The organism is Streptomyces sp. NPDC003035 (assembly GCF_042888285.1).
Taxonomy (GTDB): Bacteria; Actinomycetota; Actinomycetes; order Streptomycetales; family Streptomycetaceae; genus Streptomyces.
This window is the reverse complement of sequence record NZ_JBIAPJ010000008.1, coordinates 105,334-122,317: the sequence shown is the minus strand read 5'-3', so window position 1 is coordinate 122,317 and position 16,984 is coordinate 105,334. Positions and strand designations below refer to the sequence as shown.

At 71.3% G+C, this 16,984-nt stretch carries 19 protein-coding genes and 1 pseudogene; 15 read left to right on the top strand and 5 right to left on the bottom strand.

The genetic code is table 11. The annotated features are described in order from the left end of the window. Positions 1-3 precede the first annotated feature (3 nt). From sufD to ACFYV5_RS25290, 7 genes are all read left to right on the top strand, one after another. Positions 4-1,185 (top strand): Fe-S cluster assembly protein SufD, encoded by a 1,182-nt coding sequence (gene sufD / locus ACFYV5_RS25320; protein WP_389172162.1) that lies wholly within the window; start codon positions 4-6, stop codon positions 1,183-1,185. Then, positions 1,185-1,502 carry a bifunctional 3-phenylpropionate/cinnamic acid dioxygenase ferredoxin subunit gene (locus ACFYV5_RS25315; protein WP_355111381.1) on the top strand — a complete coding sequence of 106 codons (318 nt, stop codon included), beginning with the start codon at positions 1,185-1,187 and terminating at the stop codon, positions 1,500-1,502. The genes sufD and ACFYV5_RS25315 overlap by 1 nt, the downstream gene beginning before the upstream one ends. Positions 1,503-1,509: 7 nt before the next feature. Continuing rightward, on the top strand, positions 1,510-2,277 hold the full coding sequence (sufC, locus tag ACFYV5_RS25310) for a Fe-S cluster assembly ATPase SufC (protein ID WP_355111383.1): 768 nt from the start codon (positions 1,510-1,512) through the stop codon (positions 2,275-2,277). Next, positions 2,274-3,542, top strand: a complete 1,269-nt coding sequence (locus ACFYV5_RS25305) for a cysteine desulfurase (protein ID WP_355111385.1) — start codon at positions 2,274-2,276, stop codon at positions 3,540-3,542. The genes sufC and ACFYV5_RS25305 overlap by 4 nt, the downstream gene beginning before the upstream one ends. An 8-nt stretch (positions 3,543-3,550) precedes the next feature. Next, positions 3,551-4,012: a Fe-S cluster assembly sulfur transfer protein SufU gene (gene sufU, locus ACFYV5_RS25300; RefSeq protein ID WP_389172159.1), complete on the top strand. Its 462-nt coding sequence runs from the start codon at positions 3,551-3,553 to the stop codon at positions 4,010-4,012. Beyond that, positions 4,009-4,347 carry a metal-sulfur cluster assembly factor gene (locus ACFYV5_RS25295; RefSeq protein WP_355111388.1) on the top strand — a complete coding sequence of 113 codons (339 nt, stop codon included), beginning with the start codon at positions 4,009-4,011 and terminating at the stop codon, positions 4,345-4,347. The genes sufU and ACFYV5_RS25295 overlap by 4 nt, the downstream gene beginning before the upstream one ends. Positions 4,348-4,443: 96 nt before the next feature. Next, complete coding sequence (locus tag ACFYV5_RS25290) at positions 4,444-4,809, top strand: VOC family protein (protein WP_389172157.1); 366 nt, start codon at positions 4,444-4,446, stop codon at positions 4,807-4,809. On the opposite strand, the gene ACFYV5_RS25285 is transcribed toward ACFYV5_RS25290, so the two are convergent. Continuing rightward, the gene (locus ACFYV5_RS25285; protein WP_389172155.1) at positions 4,799-5,872 is read right to left on the bottom strand and encodes an oxidoreductase; all 1,074 of its coding nucleotides are present in this window, start codon (positions 5,870-5,872) and stop codon (positions 4,799-4,801) included. The two genes, ACFYV5_RS25290 and ACFYV5_RS25285, sit on opposite strands and share 11 nt — an antisense overlap. A 63-nt stretch (positions 5,873-5,935) precedes the next feature. Here ACFYV5_RS25285 and ACFYV5_RS25280 point away from each other — a divergent pair, with 63 nt between their 5' ends. From ACFYV5_RS25280 to ACFYV5_RS25265, 4 genes are all read left to right on the top strand, one after another. Next, positions 5,936-6,256 (top strand): multidrug efflux SMR transporter, encoded by a 321-nt coding sequence (locus tag ACFYV5_RS25280; RefSeq protein ID WP_355111392.1) that lies wholly within the window; start codon positions 5,936-5,938, stop codon positions 6,254-6,256. Next, the gene (locus ACFYV5_RS25275; RefSeq protein WP_389172153.1) at positions 6,256-6,864 is read left to right on the top strand and encodes a TetR/AcrR family transcriptional regulator; all 609 of its coding nucleotides are present in this window, start codon (positions 6,256-6,258) and stop codon (positions 6,862-6,864) included. The genes ACFYV5_RS25280 and ACFYV5_RS25275 overlap by 1 nt, the downstream gene beginning before the upstream one ends. A gap of 43 nt (positions 6,865-6,907) precedes the next feature. Continuing rightward, entirely contained in the window at positions 6,908-7,891 is a 984-nt protein-coding gene (gene dapD, locus ACFYV5_RS25270; RefSeq protein WP_355111396.1) for a 2,3,4,5-tetrahydropyridine-2,6-dicarboxylate N-succinyltransferase, read from the top strand. 81 nt (positions 7,892-7,972) lie between these two features. Continuing rightward, positions 7,973-8,185 carry a hypothetical protein gene (locus tag ACFYV5_RS25265; protein ID WP_355111398.1) on the top strand — a complete coding sequence of 71 codons (213 nt, stop codon included), beginning with the start codon at positions 7,973-7,975 and terminating at the stop codon, positions 8,183-8,185. Here the strand turns inward: ACFYV5_RS25265 and dapA are convergent. Next, complete coding sequence (gene dapA, locus ACFYV5_RS25260; protein ID WP_355111399.1) at positions 8,176-9,048, bottom strand: 4-hydroxy-tetrahydrodipicolinate synthase; 873 nt, start codon at positions 9,046-9,048, stop codon at positions 8,176-8,178. The two genes, ACFYV5_RS25265 and dapA, sit on opposite strands and share 10 nt — an antisense overlap. Before the next feature lie 135 nt (positions 9,049-9,183). Between dapA and ACFYV5_RS25255 the strand changes: the two genes are divergently transcribed. Next, complete coding sequence (locus ACFYV5_RS25255; protein WP_355111401.1) at positions 9,184-9,924, top strand: glucose 1-dehydrogenase; 741 nt, start codon at positions 9,184-9,186, stop codon at positions 9,922-9,924. On the opposite strand, the gene ACFYV5_RS25250 is transcribed toward ACFYV5_RS25255, so the two are convergent. Then, entirely contained in the window at positions 9,921-10,403 is a 483-nt protein-coding gene (locus tag ACFYV5_RS25250; RefSeq protein ID WP_389172149.1) for a GNAT family N-acetyltransferase, read from the bottom strand. The genes ACFYV5_RS25255 and ACFYV5_RS25250 overlap by 4 nt on opposite strands. Positions 10,404-10,515: 112 nt before the next feature. Here ACFYV5_RS25250 and ACFYV5_RS25245 point away from each other — a divergent pair, with 112 nt between their 5' ends. Next, the gene (locus ACFYV5_RS25245) at positions 10,516-11,232 is read left to right on the top strand and encodes an antibiotic biosynthesis monooxygenase (RefSeq protein ID WP_389172147.1); all 717 of its coding nucleotides are present in this window, start codon (positions 10,516-10,518) and stop codon (positions 11,230-11,232) included. Between the two features lie 19 nt (positions 11,233-11,251). On the opposite strand, the gene ACFYV5_RS25240 is transcribed toward ACFYV5_RS25245, so the two are convergent. Then, entirely contained in the window at positions 11,252-13,099 is a 1,848-nt protein-coding gene (locus tag ACFYV5_RS25240) for an endonuclease/exonuclease/phosphatase family protein (protein WP_389172145.1), read from the bottom strand. A gap of 194 nt (positions 13,100-13,293) precedes the next feature. Between ACFYV5_RS25240 and ACFYV5_RS25235 the strand changes: the two genes are divergently transcribed. Then, positions 13,294-14,757 (top strand): hypothetical protein, encoded by a 1,464-nt coding sequence (locus ACFYV5_RS25235; protein WP_389172143.1) that lies wholly within the window; start codon positions 13,294-13,296, stop codon positions 14,755-14,757. Positions 14,758-15,454: 697 nt separating this feature from the next. Here ACFYV5_RS25235 and ACFYV5_RS25230 read toward each other — a convergent pair. Further along, entirely contained in the window at positions 15,455-16,222 is a 768-nt protein-coding gene (locus ACFYV5_RS25230) for an SDR family NAD(P)-dependent oxidoreductase (protein ID WP_389172141.1), read from the bottom strand. Positions 16,223-16,386: 164 nt separating this feature from the next. Here ACFYV5_RS25230 and ACFYV5_RS25225 point away from each other — a divergent pair. Further along, positions 16,387-16,803: pseudogene (locus ACFYV5_RS25225) on the top strand (alkaline phosphatase PhoX); the annotation flags it as partial. Positions 16,804-16,984: the final 181 nt, after the last annotated feature.

Sequence of the window (16,984 nt, the reverse complement as noted above, 5' to 3'; positions counted from 1 at the left end):
GCCATGGCTGAGGCTCAGAACATCCCGGCGGGCTCCACCACCGCCGGCTCGATCGCGGTGGCCGCCGAGTCCACCGTCGCCACGCGCATGAGCGCGCCCCCGTCCTTCGACGTCGCGGACTTCCCCGTCCCGCGCGGCCGCGAGGAGGAGTGGCGGTTCACTCCCCTGGAGCGCCTGCGCGGACTGCACGACGGCACCGCCGTCGCGTCCGGCGAGGGCGTCAAGGTCGAGATCGAGGCCCCCGAGGGCGTCACCGTGGAGACCGTCGGCCGTGACGACGCGCGCCTCGGCAAGGCGGGCAAGCCCGTCGACCGCGTCGCCGCCCAGGCGTACTCCTCCTTCGAGAAGGCCTCGGTCGTCACCGTCGCCAAGGAGGCCGTCCTCACCGAGCCGATCCGCATCGCGGTGCACGGTCAGGGCGGGGTCGCCTTCGGCCACCAGGTGATCGAGCTCGGTGCCTTCGCCGAGGCCGTCGTGGTCATCGACCACACCGGTGACGCGGTGCTCGCCGCCAACGTCGACTACCTCCTCGGCGACGGCGCGAAGCTCACCGTGGTCTCCGTCCAGGACTGGGACGAGAAGGCCGTCCACGTCGCCCAGCACAACGCGCTGGTCGGCCGTGACGCCTCCTTCAAGTCCGTCGTGGTCACCTTCGGCGGCGACGTCGTCCGCATCCACCCGCGGGTGGCGTACGCGGCCCCCGGCGGTGAGGCCGAGCTCTTCGGCCTGTACTTCACCGACGCCGGGCAGCACCAGGAGCACCGCCTCCTGGTCGACCACAACACCCCGCACTGCAAGTCCAACGTGGCCTACAAGGGCGCGCTGCAGGGCCAGGACGCCCACGCCGTATGGATCGGCGACGTCCTCATCCAGGCCGCCGCCGAGGGCACGGACACGTACGAGCTGAACCGGAACCTGGTCCTGACGGACGGCGCCCGCGTCGACTCCGTGCCGAACCTGGAGATCGAGACCGGTGAGATCGCCGGCGCCGGTCACGCCTCGGCCACCGGCCGCTTCGACGACGAGCAGCTCTTCTACCTGATGGCTCGCGGCATCCCGGAGTACGAGGCCCGCCGCCTCGTCGTCCGCGGCTTCTTCGCCGAGCTGGTCCAGCAGATCGGTCTGCCGGACGTCGAGGAGCGCCTCATCGCCAAGATCGAGGCCGAGCTGGAGGCGTCCGTCTGATGTCCTTCGTCCGAGTCTGCGCACTGAGCGAGCTGGAGGCCGACACCCCGAAGCGGGTCGAGGTCGACGGCACGCCGGTGTCGGTCGTGCGCACCGAGGGCGAGGTGTTCGCGATCAACGACATCTGCTCGCACGCGAACGTCTCCCTCTCCGAGGGCGAGGTCGAGGACTGCGCCATCGAGTGCTGGCTGCACGGCTCCAGCTTCGACCTCCGCACCGGTAAGCCGTCCGGCCTTCCCGCGACGCGCCCCGTCCCCGTATACCCCGTACAGATCCAAGGGGACGATGTGCTCGTCTCCGTCACCCAGGAGTCCTGAGTCACCCATGGCAACGCTTGAAATCCGCGACCTGCACGTCTCCGTCGTCGTCGAGAACGGCACGAAGGAGATCCTCAAGGGCGTCGACCTGACCGTGAAGCAGGGCGAGACCCACGCCATCATGGGCCCCAACGGCTCCGGCAAGTCGACCCTGGCCTACTCGATCGCCGGGCACCCGAAGTACACGATCACCAGCGGCACCGTCACGCTCGACGGTGAGGACGTCCTGGAGATGTCGGTCGACGAGCGTGCCCGCGCCGGCATGTTCCTGGCCATGCAGTACCCGGTCGAGGTCCCTGGTGTCTCCGTCTCCAACTTCCTGCGCACGTCGGCGACGGCGATCCGCGGCGAGGCCCCCAAGCTGCGTACCTGGGTGAAGGAGGTCAAGTCCGCGATGGAGCAGCTCCAGATGGACCCGGCCTTCGCCGAGCGCAACGTCAACGAGGGCTTCTCCGGCGGTGAGAAGAAGCGCCACGAGATCCTCCAGATGGAGCTTCTCAAGCCGAAGATCGCGATTCTCGACGAGACCGACTCCGGCCTGGACGTCGACGCGCTGCGTCAGGTCTCCGACGGCGTCAACCGCGTCCGTGAGACCGGTGAGGTCGGCACGCTGCTGATCACGCACTACACGCGGATCCTCCGCTACATCAAGCCCGACTTCGTGCACGTCTTCTCCGGCGGCCGCATCGTCGAGTCCGGCGGCGCCGAGCTCGCCGACAAGCTGGAGAACGAGGGCTACGAGTCGTACAGCACGAAGGGTGGCGCATCCGCGTGACATCTGCCCATCAGGGGCTCTCCGGCCTCCTCGACACCGAGGCGATCCGCAAGGACTTCCCGCTCCTGGATCGCACGGTCCACGACGGCAAGAAGATCGTGTACCTCGACTCCGCGGCGACCTCGCAGAAGCCGCGCCAGGTGCTCGACGCGCTCAACACCTACTACGAGCGCCACAACGCCAATGTCCACCGCGGCGTCTACACGGTCGCCGAGGAGGCGACGGCGCTGTACGAGGGCGCCCGTGACAAGGTCGCGGCGTTCATCAACGCGCCGAGCCGCGACGAGGTGATCTTCACCAAGAACGCCTCCGAGTCGCTCAACCTCGTGGCCAACATGCTGGGCTGGGCCGACGAGCCCTACCGCGTGGACCACGAGACCGAGATCGCCATCACGGAGATGGAGCACCACTCCAACATCGTGCCGTGGCAGCTGCTCTCGCAGCGCACCGGCGCGAAGCTGAAGTGGTTCGGCCTCACCGACGACGGTCGTCTCGACCTGTCGAACATCGAAGAGGTCATCACCGAGAAGACCAAGATCGTCTCCTTCACGCTGGTCTCAAACCTGCTGGGCACGATCAACCCGGTCGAGACGATCATCCGTCGCGCCCAGCAGGTCGGTGCGCTCGTCTGCATCGACGCCTCGCAGGCCGCCCCGCACATGGTGCTCGACGTGCAGGCGCTGCAGGCCGACTTCGTGGCCTTCACCGGCCACAAGATGGTCGGCCCGACCGGCATCGGCGTGCTGTGGGGACGGCAGGAGCTCCTGGAGGACCTGCCTCCGTTCCTCGGCGGCGGCGAGATGATCGAGACCGTCACGATGAACTCCTCGACGTACGCGCCGGCCCCGCACAAGTTCGAGGCGGGTACGCCCCCGATCGCGCAGGCCGTCGGCCTCGGCGCGGCCGTGGACTACCTCTCGGCGATCGGCATGGAGAACATCGCGCGCCACGAGCACGCGATCACCGAATACGCCGTCCGTCGCCTCCAGGAGGTTCCGGACCTGCGGATCATCGGCCCCACCACGGCCGAGGACCGCGGCGCGGCGATCTCCTTCGTGCTCGGCGACATCCACCCGCACGACGTGGGCCAGGTGCTCGACGAGCAGGGCATCGCGGTCCGGGTCGGCCACCACTGCGCGCGGCCGGTCTGCCTGCGGTACGGAATTCCTGCGACCACGCGAGCGTCGTTCTATCTGTACTCCACCCCGGCCGAGGTCGACGCCTTGGTCGAGGGTCTGGAGCACGTACGGAACTTCTTCGGCTAGGGGATCTCGTGAAGCTGGATTCGATGTACCAGGACGTCATCCTGGACCACTACAAGCACCCGCACGGGCGCGGTCTTCGGGACGGCGACGCCGAGGTGCACCACGTCAACCCGACGTGCGGCGACGAGATCACGCTCCGTGTGAAGTACGACGGGTCGCGGATCGCGGACGTCAGTTACGAGGGTCAGGGCTGCTCGATCAGCCAGGCTTCGGCCTCGGTCCTGAACGAGCTGCTCGTCGGCAAGGAGCTGACCGAGGCGCGGAAGATCCAGGGCACGTTCCTGGAGCTGATGCAGTCCAAGGGCCAGATCGAGCCGGACGACGCGATGGAGGAGATCCTGGAGGACGCGGTCGCGTTCGCCGGTGTCTCCAAGTACCCGGCCCGGGTGAAGTGCGCGCTGCTCAGCTGGATGGCGTGGAAGGACGCGACGGCCCAGGCTCTGGGTGACGCGGAAAGGAAGTCGGCATGACCGAGAACGCCGAGGCCACGATGAAGCCGGCCTCCGAAGAAGAAGTCCGCGAGGCGCTGTACGACGTCGTCGACCCCGAGCTGGGTATCGACGTGGTCAACCTCGGTCTGATCTACGGCATCCACATCGACGATTCCAACATCGCGACGCTGGACATGACCCTGACGTCCGCGGCCTGTCCGCTGACCGATGTGATCGAGGACCAGGCGAAGGCCGCCACCGACGGCATCGTCAACGAGCTGAAGATCAACTGGGTCTGGATGCCGCCGTGGGGTCCGGACAAGATCACGGACGACGGCCGCGAGCAGCTTCGCGCGCTCGGATTCAACGTCTGACCGTTTCGACGTCCGACCGTTTCGACGTCCGACCGTTTCGACGTCTGACCGTTTCGTGCTCACGATCGGCCATGCCCGCCAGGCAGACTGGCGGGCATGGCCGTTCGCATGTACCACCTCGCCGTCGATTGCCACGACCTTCCGGGCCAGGCCCGGTTCTGGGCGCAGGTCCTCGACTGGAAGATCCTCTTCGAGGCCGAGGACGAGATCGTCATCGGAGCAGACGAGCACGCCTGGCCGGGGATGTGCTTCCTGCCGGTGCCCGAGTCCAAGACCGTCAAGAACCGGCTTCACATCGACCTCTCGCCCGACGACCGGGACGCCGAGGTGGCCAGGATCATCGGGCTCGGGGCCCGGCGGGTCGACGTCGGTCAGGGCGAGGACGCGACCTGGGTCGTCCTCGCCGACCCCGAGGGCAACGAGTTCTGCGTGCTGCGCCCGAAGCGGTCCCTCACCGACTGAACGAGGGAGTTTCGGCCGCTGCCTCGGCCGCCTCGGCGAGGGCCGGGGCGAGGTTCTCCTTGCGGATGCGCTGGTCGATGTAGAGGAGGCCGGTCACCAGCGGGGGAAAGACCGAGGAGACGAACTGGCCGACCAGTGAGCCGATGACCGCGATCACCAGGACGGGTACGAGGAGGAGCAGGTACTCCCCGGTGGACTCGGGCGAGGCGTCTTCCGAGAAGGACAGCGGGGCGGACAGCAGCAGACTCAGGACCTGCTGGAGCCCCCAGTTGACCGCCGCCGCGATGGCGCCGGCCGCCAGCGTGCACCCGAAGATCCGCCACCACGAGCCGCGCACCAGCTCGGACGAGCGGCGCATCGCGGCCATCGTGCCCTGCCCCTCGAGGACGGCGGCCGACGGCGCCAGGCTGAACTTCACCCAGAGCCAGGCGGCGAGCGGGGCGGTCAGCAGGGTGGCCAGCACGGCTCCCCCGAACGACAGGACCACCAGCGCCACCGGGCCCGACCCCGAGAGGGCCACCAGCAGACCGGCGAACGTGCCCACGAACACGATGAGCGGGACCGGCACGGTCAGCAGCATCGTCAGGAAGACCGTGCCCAGGACCGCCGGCGTCCGGGACCAGGCGCGGCGCCAGACCGCGCCGAAGGTGGTGCGGCGGCCGAGGACCGCCTCCTGGAGGACGGCCGGACAGGCCGCGTACACGAGCGCGCTCGCGACCACCATGCCGATCATGGCGATCAGCCACACACAGCCGAAGGCGATCAGCAGCGGCCGGCCGTCCTCCCAGCTGGGGTCCTGCCCGCTCGGCAGGTCGAAGACTCCGGGCAGATGGTCGGCGACCACGGTGTACGCGATGCCGCCGGCCGCCGCGAGCACCAGCAGGGCCGCGCCGAACGCGGCGGCGGCGACGCCGAGCAGCGGCTTCCAGTAGCGGCCGATGGCGGCGAAGGCACCGGTCAGGATCTGGCTGAGACCCATCGGTGCCAGGGGTATCACGCCGGGCTTCGGCGGAGGGGGCGGGGGAGCGTAGCCGTAGCCGTACGGCCCCGAGGGATGTGTCATGCGGGACACCGTAGCGTCAGCCGCTGCGTACGCCCGTACATATCCCTGGGTACACTCGTACACATGGGATACGGACTGCTGGCGGGGGCCATCACGGCGGAGATCATCGCGACGGTCTCCATGAAGCACAGCGACGGGTTCTCCAGACTCTGGCCCTCCCTCGTCACGGGCGCGGGCTATGTGATCGCCTTCGCGCTGCTCGCCCAGGCGCTCAAGACCCTCCAGGTCGGCACCGCGTACGCGATCTGGTCCGGGGTGGGCACCGCGGCCGTCGCCGTCATCGGCATCCTCTTCATGAACGAGACCCTCAGCCTCGCCAAGGTCGCCGGAGTCCTCCTGATCATCGCCGGCGTCCTCGTCCTCACCCTGGGCGGAGCGCACTGATGGCCCGCCCGCGCCGCTACGACCCGGAGCGGCGGCAGCGGATCGTCGACGCCGCGCTGCGCGTGGTCGGCGCCCGGGGCATCGCCGGGCTGAGCCACCGTACGGTCGCCGCGGAGGCCGACGTCCCGCTCGGCTCCACGACCTACCATTTCGCGTCCCTCGACGAACTGCTCGTCGCCGCGCTCCGCCAGGCCGACGAGGGGTTCGGCCGCGCGCTGCGCGAGAGCGGCGCGCTCGCCGACCCGGAGGCCGACCTCGCCGCCGCGCTCGCCCGGCTCATGGGGGAGTGGATCGGCGGCGAGCGGACGGCGGTGGAGTTGGAGTACGAGCTCTACCTCGCCGCCCTGCGCCGCCCCGTCCTGCGGCCGGTCGCCGCCGAGTGGACGCACGCCGTCACCGAGGCCCTGTCCCGGCGGACGGACCCCGTCACCGCCCGCGCCCTGGTCGCCCTCATGGACGGCATCTGCGTGCAGGTCCTGCTCACGGACGGGGCCTACGACGAGGGGTACGCGCGCGAGATGCTGGCACGGGTCCTCACCCCGACGGAACCGCCGAACCACGCCCCCGCGGCCTCGTCGGTTCCGCCAGGCGACTCGACCGACACCTGAGACCGGTTGGCCCGCGCGGGGCCGCGAACGTTAGGTTTTCCGCATGACCACTGCTCCTCGCACCACCGGCGCCGTCGCCGCCGGCCTCGCCACCATCGCCGGTGACGGCACCGTTCTCGACACCTGGTTCCCCGCCCCCGAGCTGACCGACGCGCCCGGGCCCGCCGGAACCGAGCGGCTCACCCCCGACGCCGCCCGCGACGCCCTTGGTGAGGGCGCCGCCAAGGCCCTCGGCATGGACGCCCGCCGTGGCGTCGAGGTGGTCGCCGTCCGCACCGTCATCTCCTCCCTCGACGACAAGCCGCTCGACGCGCACGACGCCTACCTGCGCCTGCACCTGCTCAGCCACCGGCTGGTCAAGCCGCACGGCCTGAGCCTCGACGGCATGTTCGGCGTGCTCGCCAACGTCGCCTGGACCTCGCTCGGCCCGGTCGCCGTCGATGACGTCGAGAAGGTGCGCCTCAACGCGCGCGCCGAGGGCCTGCACCTCCAGGTGACCTCGATCGACAAGTTCCCGCGGATGACCGACTACGTCGCCCCCGCCGGCGTCCGGATCGCCGACGCCGACCGCGTCCGGCTCGGCGCGCACCTCGCCGCCGGCACGACCGTCATGCACGAGGGCTTCGTCAACTTCAACGCCGGCACCCTCGGTACCTCGATGGTCGAGGGCCGCATCTCCGCCGGAGTCGTCGTCGGCGACGGCTCCGACATCGGCGGCGGCGCCTCCACCATGGGCACCCTCTCCGGCGGCGGCAACGTGATCATCTCCATCGGCGAGCGCTGTCTCGTCGGTGCCGAGGCGGGCGTCGGCATCGCGCTCGGCGACGAGTGCGTCGTCGAGGCCGGTCTGTACGTCACCGCCGGCACGCGCGTCACGATGCCCGACGGCCAGATCGTCAAGGCCCGTGAGCTCTCCGGCGCCTCGAACATCCTCTTCCGCCGCAACTCGGTCACCGGCGCCGTCGAGGCCCGCCCGAACAACGCGGTGTGGGGCGGGCTCAACGAGATCCTCCACAGCCACAACTGAGCGTGACCGACGTGGGTGACTCGCGTTAGCAGGACGACGCGAGTCACAGCGTCATACGAACAGACAAGGCGAGGAGTCGACATGAGGACGAGGCCGACCGTGGTCGGAATCGTGGGAGCGCTGACCGCGGCGGTGGTCGTGCTGCCCGTTGGGGCCGCCACCGCGGACGAGACGCACATCGACTCGCACAACGGGCCGCACTTGACGCTGATCTCCACCGGTCAGATCGACGACCCGCTGGAGGACGTCCTGGAGCACGCCGCGATCCTCGGTACCACTTACGTCTACGACTGAACCAGATCCTCGTACGCCGCCCGCAGCCCGTCGACCGTCTCCTGGTCGGCGGGCTGCAGCGGTTCCCGTACGTAGTCGCCGAGGAGCGCCTTCGCCGTCACCGTGCCCGGCAGACCGGAGGCCATCATCAGCTCGGCGAGCGGCAGGGTGAGCGCGTTGAGCCGGGCCGCACCGGCCGTGTCCCCCGCGTCGAAGGCGTCGAGGACGGCGCGCATCTGCCGGGGCACCACGTTCGCCACCGTGCTGACGAAGCCGGCGCCGCCCACCGCGTACAGGGGCAGGTTCATCTCCTCGCAGCCGGAGTAGTACGCGAGGGAGGTGCGGGCGATCACCTTGGCGGAGCCCAGCAGGTCGTAGGCACAGTCCTTCACCGCCACGATCCTCGGGTGCGCGGCGAGCCGGATCAGCGTCTCGGGCTCGATCCGGGTGCCGGTGCGGCCGGGGATGTCGTACAGCATCACCGGCAGGCCGGTCGCGCCCGCGACCTTGAGGAAGTGTGCCTCGATCGCGGCCTGCGGGGGCCGGCTGTAGTACGGGGTGACGACCAGGAGTCCGTCCGCTCCGGCCTTCTCGGCCTGCCGGGCGAGCTCGACCGTGTGCCGGGTGTCGGAGGTGCCGACGCCCGCGAGGACCGAGGGGCCCGGCCCGACGGCCTCGCGGACCGTCTCGATCAGGGCGGCCTTCTCGGCGTCCGTGGTGGTGGGGGACTCGCCGGTGGTGCCGTTGAGCACGAGGCCGTCGCAGCCCTCGGACACCAGATGGGCGGCGTGCTCGCGGGCCACGTCGAGATCGAGCTCGCCGGTGGCGGTGAAGGGGGTGATCATCGCGCAGAGGGCCCGGCCGAAGGGGCGGTGAGTGCTCATCGGGAAAGTCTGCGGGCCCCGGATGATGAAGGTCCACTTAGTTCTGCTTGGGGTGAGGGATAAGCGTCACTGAAGCGTGGGTGGGTCTCTGGCATGATCTCCCTGCGCGACAGGAGGACATGGAGAGAGAACAGCATGAGCGAACAACGTGTCGCCCTGGTCACCGGCTCGTCCTCGGGCATCGGCGCCGCCGTCGCCCGCCGCCTCGCCGACGCGGGGATCCGGGTCGTCGTCAACTCCGCGCGGTCGGTCGAGGCGGGCAAAGCCCTCGCCGCCGAACTCCCCGACGCCGTCTACGTACAGGCCGACGTCTCCGACGAGGCGCAGGCCGCCGGGCTCGTCGCCTCCGCCGTGCGGGCGTACGGCCGGCTCGACATCCTCGTGAACTGCGCGGGCACCACCCGGTTCATCCCCCACGACGACCTCGACGCGGCCTCGCCCGATGTGTGGCGGCACCTGTACGACGTCAACGTCATCGGGGTCTGGCAGACCATCACCGCCGCCGTCCCGCATCTGCGCGCGAACGGTGCGGGCTGCGTCGTGAACATCTCCTCGCAGGCCGGCGTCCGCCCCGGCGGCAGTTCCATCCCGTACGCCGTCTCCAAGGCGGCCGTCAACCACATGACGAAGCTGCTGGCCAAGACCCTCGGCCCGGACGTCCGGGTCAACGCGGTCGCGCCGGGCTTCGTCGACACCCCCTGGTTCGACGGGGTGGCGGGTGCGGACGAGGCGAAGGCGCATGTGGCGGGCGCGGTTCCGCTGCGGCGGGTGGGGCGGCCGGAGGACATCGCCGGGGCCGTCTTCGATCTGACGAACGCCGCGTACATCACCGGCGAGGTGCTGCTCGTCGATGGCGGAGGCCATCTGCTGGGCTAGCCCGGCCAGCTAGCCAGACAGGCTGGAGCGGGGGGCTGGAGCGGGAGCTTGAAGCCGTCGTGGCTGCGGGCGAAGCCCAGGGAGGCGTAGAAGCGGTGGGCCTCCGTCCGTCGCTTGTCGCTGGTCAGCTGGACGAGCCCGCAGCCGCGTTCCCGCGCCCGCTCCACCGCCCGCCGCATCAGCTCCCGCCCCAGCCCGCCCCCGCGCCGGTCCGCCCGGATCCGTACCGCCTCGATCAGGCACCGTTCGGCCCCGCCCTTGCCCAAACCGGGGATGTACGTCGCCTGCAGGCACCCCACCACCAGCTCGCCGTCCACGAGCACCAGCATCTCGTTGCGCGGATCACCGTCGATGTCCGCGAAGGCCCGCTCGTACGCCGCGGTGACGACGACCGAGGCGGGGTCCACGACCTGCTCCTCGTCGGCGAGGAGAGCGAGGACGGCGGGGAGTTCGGCACGCGTGGCGGGGCGGAAGATCACGGGAGGAGTCTCGCACGGGCCGCCGGGCCCTCTCCGGAGCCCTCGAAGACCCCTTGACCTCAACCATGGTTGAGGCAAGAGGGTGGGGACACCGACGACAGGAGACCACCTCATGAACACCGTTGCCCAGCCCGACGCCCGTCCCGACCTGCGCCGAACCGGTGTCGGGCTCGTCATGGTCAGTACGTGGCGGGTCGGAACGCCCGAACGCCAACAGGCCGCCGTGGAGGCACTGCGCAAGGAGTGGGAGGGCCGCAACTGGCCGGACCCGGGACCGCTCTCGTACGCGGTGTACGCCGGCGAGGACGGCACCACGCTGCTCCACTACTCGCAGTGGACGGACGAGGAGGCGTACCAGGACTACGTCCGCACCCTGCGGGACCGCCCCAACGCACAGCTCGACGCGGCCGTCCCCGGGATCGAGCGGGTCGGGATCCGCCGGTACGCACCGCCGTACCGCACCGCCGCGCTGAGCGAGGAGAGCGCCGCGGCCGTGCCCGGCGCCCTCGCCGTCGTCGAGGTCGAGTTCGACGGGCCGGACTCCGCGCGGCAGCGGGCCTGGGTGGACGCCGTGTTCACGGCGCTGGAGAGCGACACCGGCAGGAGGCCGGCGCGGGGCGGGATCGCGGCCCACTTCCACCTCTCCACCGACGGCACCGGGGTCCTCAACTACGCCGAGTGGGAGAGCGCGCGGGCCCACGAGAAGTGGCTGAACGCGGACGCCGCCCCGCTCAGCGACGCGTGGGCGGCCGTGCACCACCACCCCGGCCTGGCCGGCGGCCGTATGCACCGGTACACGCCCGCGCTGAGTCTCAGCGCGGGCGTGTGAACGGAGCCGTGTCCCGTGGCTACGGGCGGAAGCGCAGCACCTGCGGGTCGTGGTCGCTGTCCTGGTCGGCGAACTCCGCGTTGATGTGGACGCTGTCGTACTCGAAGTGGCGGATCCCCGGGCTCGTCAGGATCTGGTCGAGAACCTGGCTGTTGCCCTGGAAGACGTACGAGTAGCGCTCGCTGCGCGGCAGCGACTTCACGGCCGGGTAGAGCGCCCCGCCGTCCGTCAGTGCCCGCGTCGTCTCCGAGAACTCGAAGTCGTTGATGTCACCGACGACCAGGACGTCGGCGTTCTTCTCGATGGCGAGGACATCCTTGACGAAGGCGTTGACGGCCTGCGCCTGGAGGAGGCGCTTCGCCTCGGAGGAACGGTTCGGCGGCTGGTGGTGCGAGACCAGGGACTCGTCACCGCCCTTGGAGCCGAAGTGGTTCGCGATCACGAAGACCGTGCGGCCGCGGAAGGTGAACTCGCCCGCCAGCGGCTTGCGGCTGTTCTCCCACGCCGTGTTCGCCGGGTCGATCCGGCCCGGGGAGACCGTCAGCGCCGGGCCGCCGTCCTCGCCGCGCACCACGCCCGTCGCGGCGGTCGCGTCGCCGCCCGTGCGGTCGGTGAAGGAGACCCGCTCCGGGTTGAAGAGGAAGACCTGGCGGATGTTGCCGCCGGGCTCGCCGCCGTCCTTGTTGTTCGCCGGGTCGACCGAGCGCCACTCGTACGCCGGGCCGCCCGCGGCCACGATCGCGTCCGTGAACTTCTTCAGCGTCTGGTCGGCCGCGACCGTACCGTCGTTCTTGGCGCCGTTGTTGTCCTGGATCTCCTCCAGGGCGACGATGTCGGGCGAGGCGAGGTTGTCCACCACGGCCGCGGCCAGCGCGTCGAACTTCTCCTGCGGGTCGGACGGGTCGAGGTTCTCGACGTTGTACGTCGCGACCGCCAGCTCGTTCTTGTGCTGCTTGTCGGTGGTCTCGCGCTCCAGGCCACGGTCGACGACCGTGCCGAGGGTGCGCGCGGTCACCTTGTAGCCGCCGAACTGGTCGAAGTCCATCGGCCCCTCGCTCGAACCGACCAGCCAGTCCCCGACGTTCGCGGTCGGGAAGGGCTGCTGGGCGAGCGGGATCAGCGACTGGACCTTGAGGCGACCGGTGTTCTGCGCGGTGTACGAGCCGTAGACCGCGCCGCCGCGGCGGTTGGCGTTCTCCCCAGGCTTCACCGTCACCCACAGCTCGCCGTGCTCGGTGGAGGGGCCCACGACCCGCGAGGAGCCGACGCGGACGTTGGCGCCCTCCAGGGACTCGTAGAAGTCCAGGGCGTACGACTCCGGGTCCAGCGGGAGGCCGTTGATCGAGCCGCCGGCGGCCGGGTCGCCCTCGGGGGCGTACACGTCCGGGACGGAGAAGGCGGAGATCGTCACCGGGGCCGGGACCGGGTTGCCGGAGGAGACCACGGTCACGGTGGGCCGGGAGATCTGGGTGAGCGACTGGTTGCCGGAGTTCAGGCCGCCGGGGACGTACTCGCCGACCGTGCCGTTCACCTTGACCGCGTCGCCGACGGCGACGGTCGGCAGGGAGCTCGTGAAGACGAACAGGCCCTCGCTCGTGGCCGGGTTGTCGTCGGCCTGCGGGTCCTGGATCCAGAATCCGCGCGAGCCGTAGGTCCGGACACCGGTCACGATGCCCGTGACACCGGTGACCTGCTGCCCGACGAGGGGGGAGATGCGGGTGGTGCCCTGGATGTCGTGGACACGGACGCCGGCGGCGGTCTCCGCCGAGGTGTCCGCGGAGGCGGTCGAGCCCGCGAGGAGGCCGGCCGCGAGCGCGGCGGACACGACGGCGGCCACGGCCGCGGATCTCGGTATGGAGGAAGGCATCAAGGAGCTCCGGAGGCGCTTGGAGAATCGGTCGATGGATCTACGCGCGTCAATCTCTTGGGTGAGTGGGTGCCTTGTCAAGGGTCGACGGGTGTACGAAGGCTGACGGCTCCGTGAACCGGAGGTCCACCCGGGAAATGCGTCTACGCTGAATGCCGTTCGCCCCGACGCGCCCTTCGAGGAGAAGACCCCAGATGGCACCGGACCGCCCCACCCTGCCCCCCGTTCAGCTGCACTCGGACGCGGAGCTGGCGCGGGCCGCCCTGGCCGCCCCCCTCCTGGCCCGCGCGGCCCGGCTCGCCCGCTGGGCCGGCCCGGAGACCACGGTCGGCGCGGGCGGGGAGCTCGATGACGACCAACTGGCGGCCGCCGCCGAGGCGTTGGGCCTTGCCGCCGACGAGGACGGTGCGGCGTACGCGAGCGAGGCGTGGCGGCTGGCCGTCGACACCGGGCTCGTGGACGTCGAGGAAGGCGAGGAGGGCGGCGACGAGGATGCCCTGGGCGCGGTGACCACGGGCGAGAACCTCGCCGTCCTCACCGGCGGAGCGCCCCTCGACATCCTCGGGATCTGGCTCGACGCCCTCGACGTGGTGTTCGCCGACGCCACGGCGCCGGTGCTCGACGACCTGGCCGAGGTCATCGGCGAGGACGGCGAGATCGACTTCGAGCTCCTCGACTGGAACCCCGAGGAGGAGGCCGAGTTCCTGGAGGGCGTCCTCGGCAACCTCTACGTGCTGACGGTGAGCGAGGGCGGGCTGGGCGAGGGTGCGGTGCCGCTGCCGGCGCTCGCCGCGTCGATGATCGTCCCGGACGACATGGGGGAGCCGACCGACGACGTCCTGGAGCAGGTCTCCGAGGCGATGATGCGCCTCGACGACCAGTTCCGGCTGCTGGAACCGATCGGCCTCGTCGAGTACCAGCCCGTCGACGAGGCACTGATGGTGGAGGAGGGCGAGGAGCCCACCGCGCGGATCGACGAGGTCGACGACGAGGACGTCACGCGGTACGGGATGGTCAGGCTGACGCCGCTCGGTCTCTACGGCGTACGGGCCCGGATGCTGGAGGCGGGCGTGGACGCGCCGGCCGTCGGCGAACTGGCGGACAAGGGCGCGGACGTCCTCCTCGACGGACTCGCGTCCTACCCCGAGAGCGCGGCGCGCGCCGAGACGGTGACCTGGCTGGCCGGGCGGGACGAGCTGACCGCCGCCCGCGAGCTGCTGGGCGCGGCGCGGGGCACGGACACCGGCTCTCCGCTGCGGCGCCTCCACTGCCAGCAGGCGCTCTCCCTGGTGAGCGTCGCGGCGGAGCCGGCGGTACGAGAGGTGCTGGACGACGCCGAACTGGGCGGGCTCGCGCGGGTGTGGCTGGCGGAGCGGGGCGCGACGGATGTTCCGGCGCCGCCGGAGTCGATGATCTTCTGGCTGGCGATCGACACGATCGCGGCGCAGCTGGACACGGACGGCGACCTGGAGGAGCTCCGGGACCTGATCGAGGGCCTGACGGGCCGCCACAGCGGCTTCTTCGACGCCGCGTGGCGGGTGGAGCACCCGGCGACGGCGGAGGTCCTGGAGGCGATGGGCCGCCTCCACCGGGACAAGGGGTCGGCGAAGGAGGCCCGCAAGGCGGCCTTCAAGGCGAGGTCGCGGGCGGGCGCGTAGGGCGTCCCTTGCGGCGCCCAGCCCGGGCGTGATTCCCCCACCCCACCCCTCCCCGAAACTCTGACGAGACCGGGGGCTGCGCCCCCGGAGCTCCGGGCGCGCCGGCTTCGCGGCGCGGTGGGGTGAGGGGGCTCCGGCCCTGACGGGGCTCCGGCCCTGACGGGTCGGCGCGCCCGCTGCGCGGCGTGTGAGGCCGGTCTCGACGAGCCCTGGGGATCGCCTGCTTCGCGGCGCATGGGGCGATGGGGTTCCGCCCGCGGCGCGGGATGTCCGGTCCTCGGCGGGCGTCGGTCCTTCCGAGCGGAAGCGAGATGCGGGGCGGCGTGCGCCGGCTTCGCGGCGCGGTGGGGTCGACTTGGGCCCCGGAGGGCCTGCGGCGCGGTGCGTGACGCCGGTCCCTCGCTTCGCGGCGCGGTGGGGTCGACTCGGGCCCCGGCGGGCCTGCGGCGCGGTGCGTGACGCCCGGTCGCTTCGCGGCGTGGTGGGGTCGACTTGGGCCCCGGCGGGCCTGCGGCGCGGTGCGTGACGCCCGGTCGCTTCGCGGCGTGGTGGGGTCGACTTGGGCCCCGGCGGGCCCGCGGCGCGGTGCGTGACGCCCGGTCCCTCGCGGGCGTCGGTTCCATCGGGCCCCGCTGCGCGGTGGGTGGTGATGCTGCGGGCCTGGACCCCGGTGGGACCGAGCGGTGGATACGAAGCGTCAGGTTCGCAAGTACGACGCGCCGTTGAGGTCGAGGATCGTGCCCGAGGACCATTCGGCCTCGGGGGAGGCGAGCCAGAGGACCGCGTGGGCGATCTCCTCGGGGGTTGCCACGCGGTGGAACGGGCTCTGGGAGCGGATGGCGTCGCCCTCCGGGCCCGTGAGGCGCGGCGCCACGCGTTCCGTGGCGAAGAAGCCCGGGGCGACCGACGCCACCCCGATGCCGTGCGGGGCCAGGGAGACCGCCAGGGACTGGCCCAGTGCGTGGACGGCCGCCTTCGTCGCGCCGTAGGCCGGGTGGTCCGGTTCGCCGCGGAACGCGCCCCGCGAGCCGATGTTGACGATCCTCCCGCCCCCGCCCTGGTCGATCATGCGCCGCGCCGCCAGATGGCTCAGATTCGCCGTGGCCAGCAGGTTCACGGCCACATGCCGCTGCCAGACGGCGACCCACTCCTCGTACGGCGTCTCCGCCAAGGGGTGCCGTACGTTCACCGCCGCGTTGTTCACCAGCACGTCGATCCCGCCGAGCGCCTCCGCCGCCTCGTCCGCGACCGACGCCGCTCCCGCCGGGTCCGCGAGGTCGCCGCCCGTCAGGACATGGCCCTCGCCCTCGAGGGATTCCAGCGTCTCGCGGGCCTCGTCGGCGCGGGACCCGTAGTGGACCGCGACCCGGTCCCCGTTGGCGGCGAACGCCTGGGCCACGGCGCGGCCGAGACCCCGGGACGCGCCGCTGACGAGAACGCGCCGGCCGGAAGGAAGCAGGTTCATGGAAGGACGCCTCTCTGTTCAACCCCCGTTTATACGTGGGCGGGACCGTGTGCCCCGACACCGGGTGACGAACAGGGAGACGCCACACCATGCCCCTCCCCGAGGCGCCGGCCGCGGAGGACCGTGAGGGGCAGGCCCACGGACACGGGCACCAGCTCGGCCACGGTCCCCTCGTCGAGGACCCCGCCGGCCTCCGATTCGGCACGGTGTACGGCGTGGACTGGGAGGACGTCCCCGACCGCGACGCCCGCGAGGTCGCGGTGCGCGAGCAGCTCGGCCCCGCCGAGGTCACCCGCGCCCGCAAGCTGGAGGGCATGTGGTGGGGCGACGGGGGCGCCTACATCGTCTCCTCGTACGCCCGCGAGGAGAGCCCCGGCGCCGCGCACGACGGCCAGGTCTGGTTCTACGACCCCAAGCGCCGCACCCTCACCCCGAAGGTCCTGCTTGGGGGTTGCGTCCGGCTACGACGGCCCCGACAACATCACCGTTTCGCCCGACGGCGACACTCTCTTCGCCTGCGTCCAGGAGCCGGGCTCCTGCTTGCCATCACCGGCCCCTGGCGCCGCCGGCCCCGCCGCTGACCCCCGCCCCGTAAAGGCGCTCGAAAACCCTTGGCGGGTGGGCGTGCCGCCCGCCTAAGGTCGTCCTCATGCACCTCCCGGTGCGCCGGCTGCGGCTCCTTCTTCCACGAAATCACGCCGCCGCCCTACTGATCTCGGGAGGCACAGCATGGACACGAGGGTGCCCGGTGCGCAGGCGACG

Bases quoted from the DNA above. Each gene is read 5' to 3' on its own strand.
- ACFYV5_RS25245 (WP_389172147.1), top strand. From the start codon at position 10,516: ATGAACACCGTTGCCCAGCCCGACGCCCGTCCCGACCTGCGCCGAACC.
- ACFYV5_RS25235 (WP_389172143.1), top strand. From the start codon at position 13,294: ATGGCACCGGACCGCCCCACCCTGCCCCCCGTTCAGCTGCACTCGGAC.
- sufD (WP_389172162.1), top strand. From the start codon at position 4: ATGGCTGAGGCTCAGAACATCCCGGCGGGCTCCACCACCGCCGGCTCG.
- ACFYV5_RS25240 (WP_389172145.1), bottom strand. From the start codon at position 13,099: ATGCCTTCCTCCATACCGAGATCCGCGGCCGTGGCCGCCGTCGTGTCC.
- ACFYV5_RS25315 (WP_355111381.1), top strand. From the start codon at position 1,185: ATGTCCTTCGTCCGAGTCTGCGCACTGAGCGAGCTGGAGGCCGACACC.
- dapD (WP_355111396.1), top strand. From the start codon at position 6,908: ATGACCACTGCTCCTCGCACCACCGGCGCCGTCGCCGCCGGCCTCGCC.
- ACFYV5_RS25295 (WP_355111388.1), top strand. From the start codon at position 4,009: ATGACCGAGAACGCCGAGGCCACGATGAAGCCGGCCTCCGAAGAAGAA.
- ACFYV5_RS25275 (WP_389172153.1), top strand. From the start codon at position 6,256: ATGGCCCGCCCGCGCCGCTACGACCCGGAGCGGCGGCAGCGGATCGTC.
- dapA (WP_355111399.1), bottom strand. From the start codon at position 9,048: ATGAGCACTCACCGCCCCTTCGGCCGGGCCCTCTGCGCGATGATCACC.
- ACFYV5_RS25255 (WP_355111401.1), top strand. From the start codon at position 9,184: ATGAGCGAACAACGTGTCGCCCTGGTCACCGGCTCGTCCTCGGGCATC.
- ACFYV5_RS25265 (WP_355111398.1), top strand. From the start codon at position 7,973: ATGAGGACGAGGCCGACCGTGGTCGGAATCGTGGGAGCGCTGACCGCG.
- ACFYV5_RS25285 (WP_389172155.1), bottom strand. From the start codon at position 5,872: ATGACACATCCCTCGGGGCCGTACGGCTACGGCTACGCTCCCCCGCCC.
- ACFYV5_RS25290 (WP_389172157.1), top strand. From the start codon at position 4,444: ATGGCCGTTCGCATGTACCACCTCGCCGTCGATTGCCACGACCTTCCG.
- ACFYV5_RS25230 (WP_389172141.1), bottom strand. From the start codon at position 16,222: ATGAACCTGCTTCCTTCCGGCCGGCGCGTTCTCGTCAGCGGCGCGTCC.
- sufC (WP_355111383.1), top strand. From the start codon at position 1,510: ATGGCAACGCTTGAAATCCGCGACCTGCACGTCTCCGTCGTCGTCGAG.
- ACFYV5_RS25280 (WP_355111392.1), top strand. From the start codon at position 5,936: ATGGGATACGGACTGCTGGCGGGGGCCATCACGGCGGAGATCATCGCG.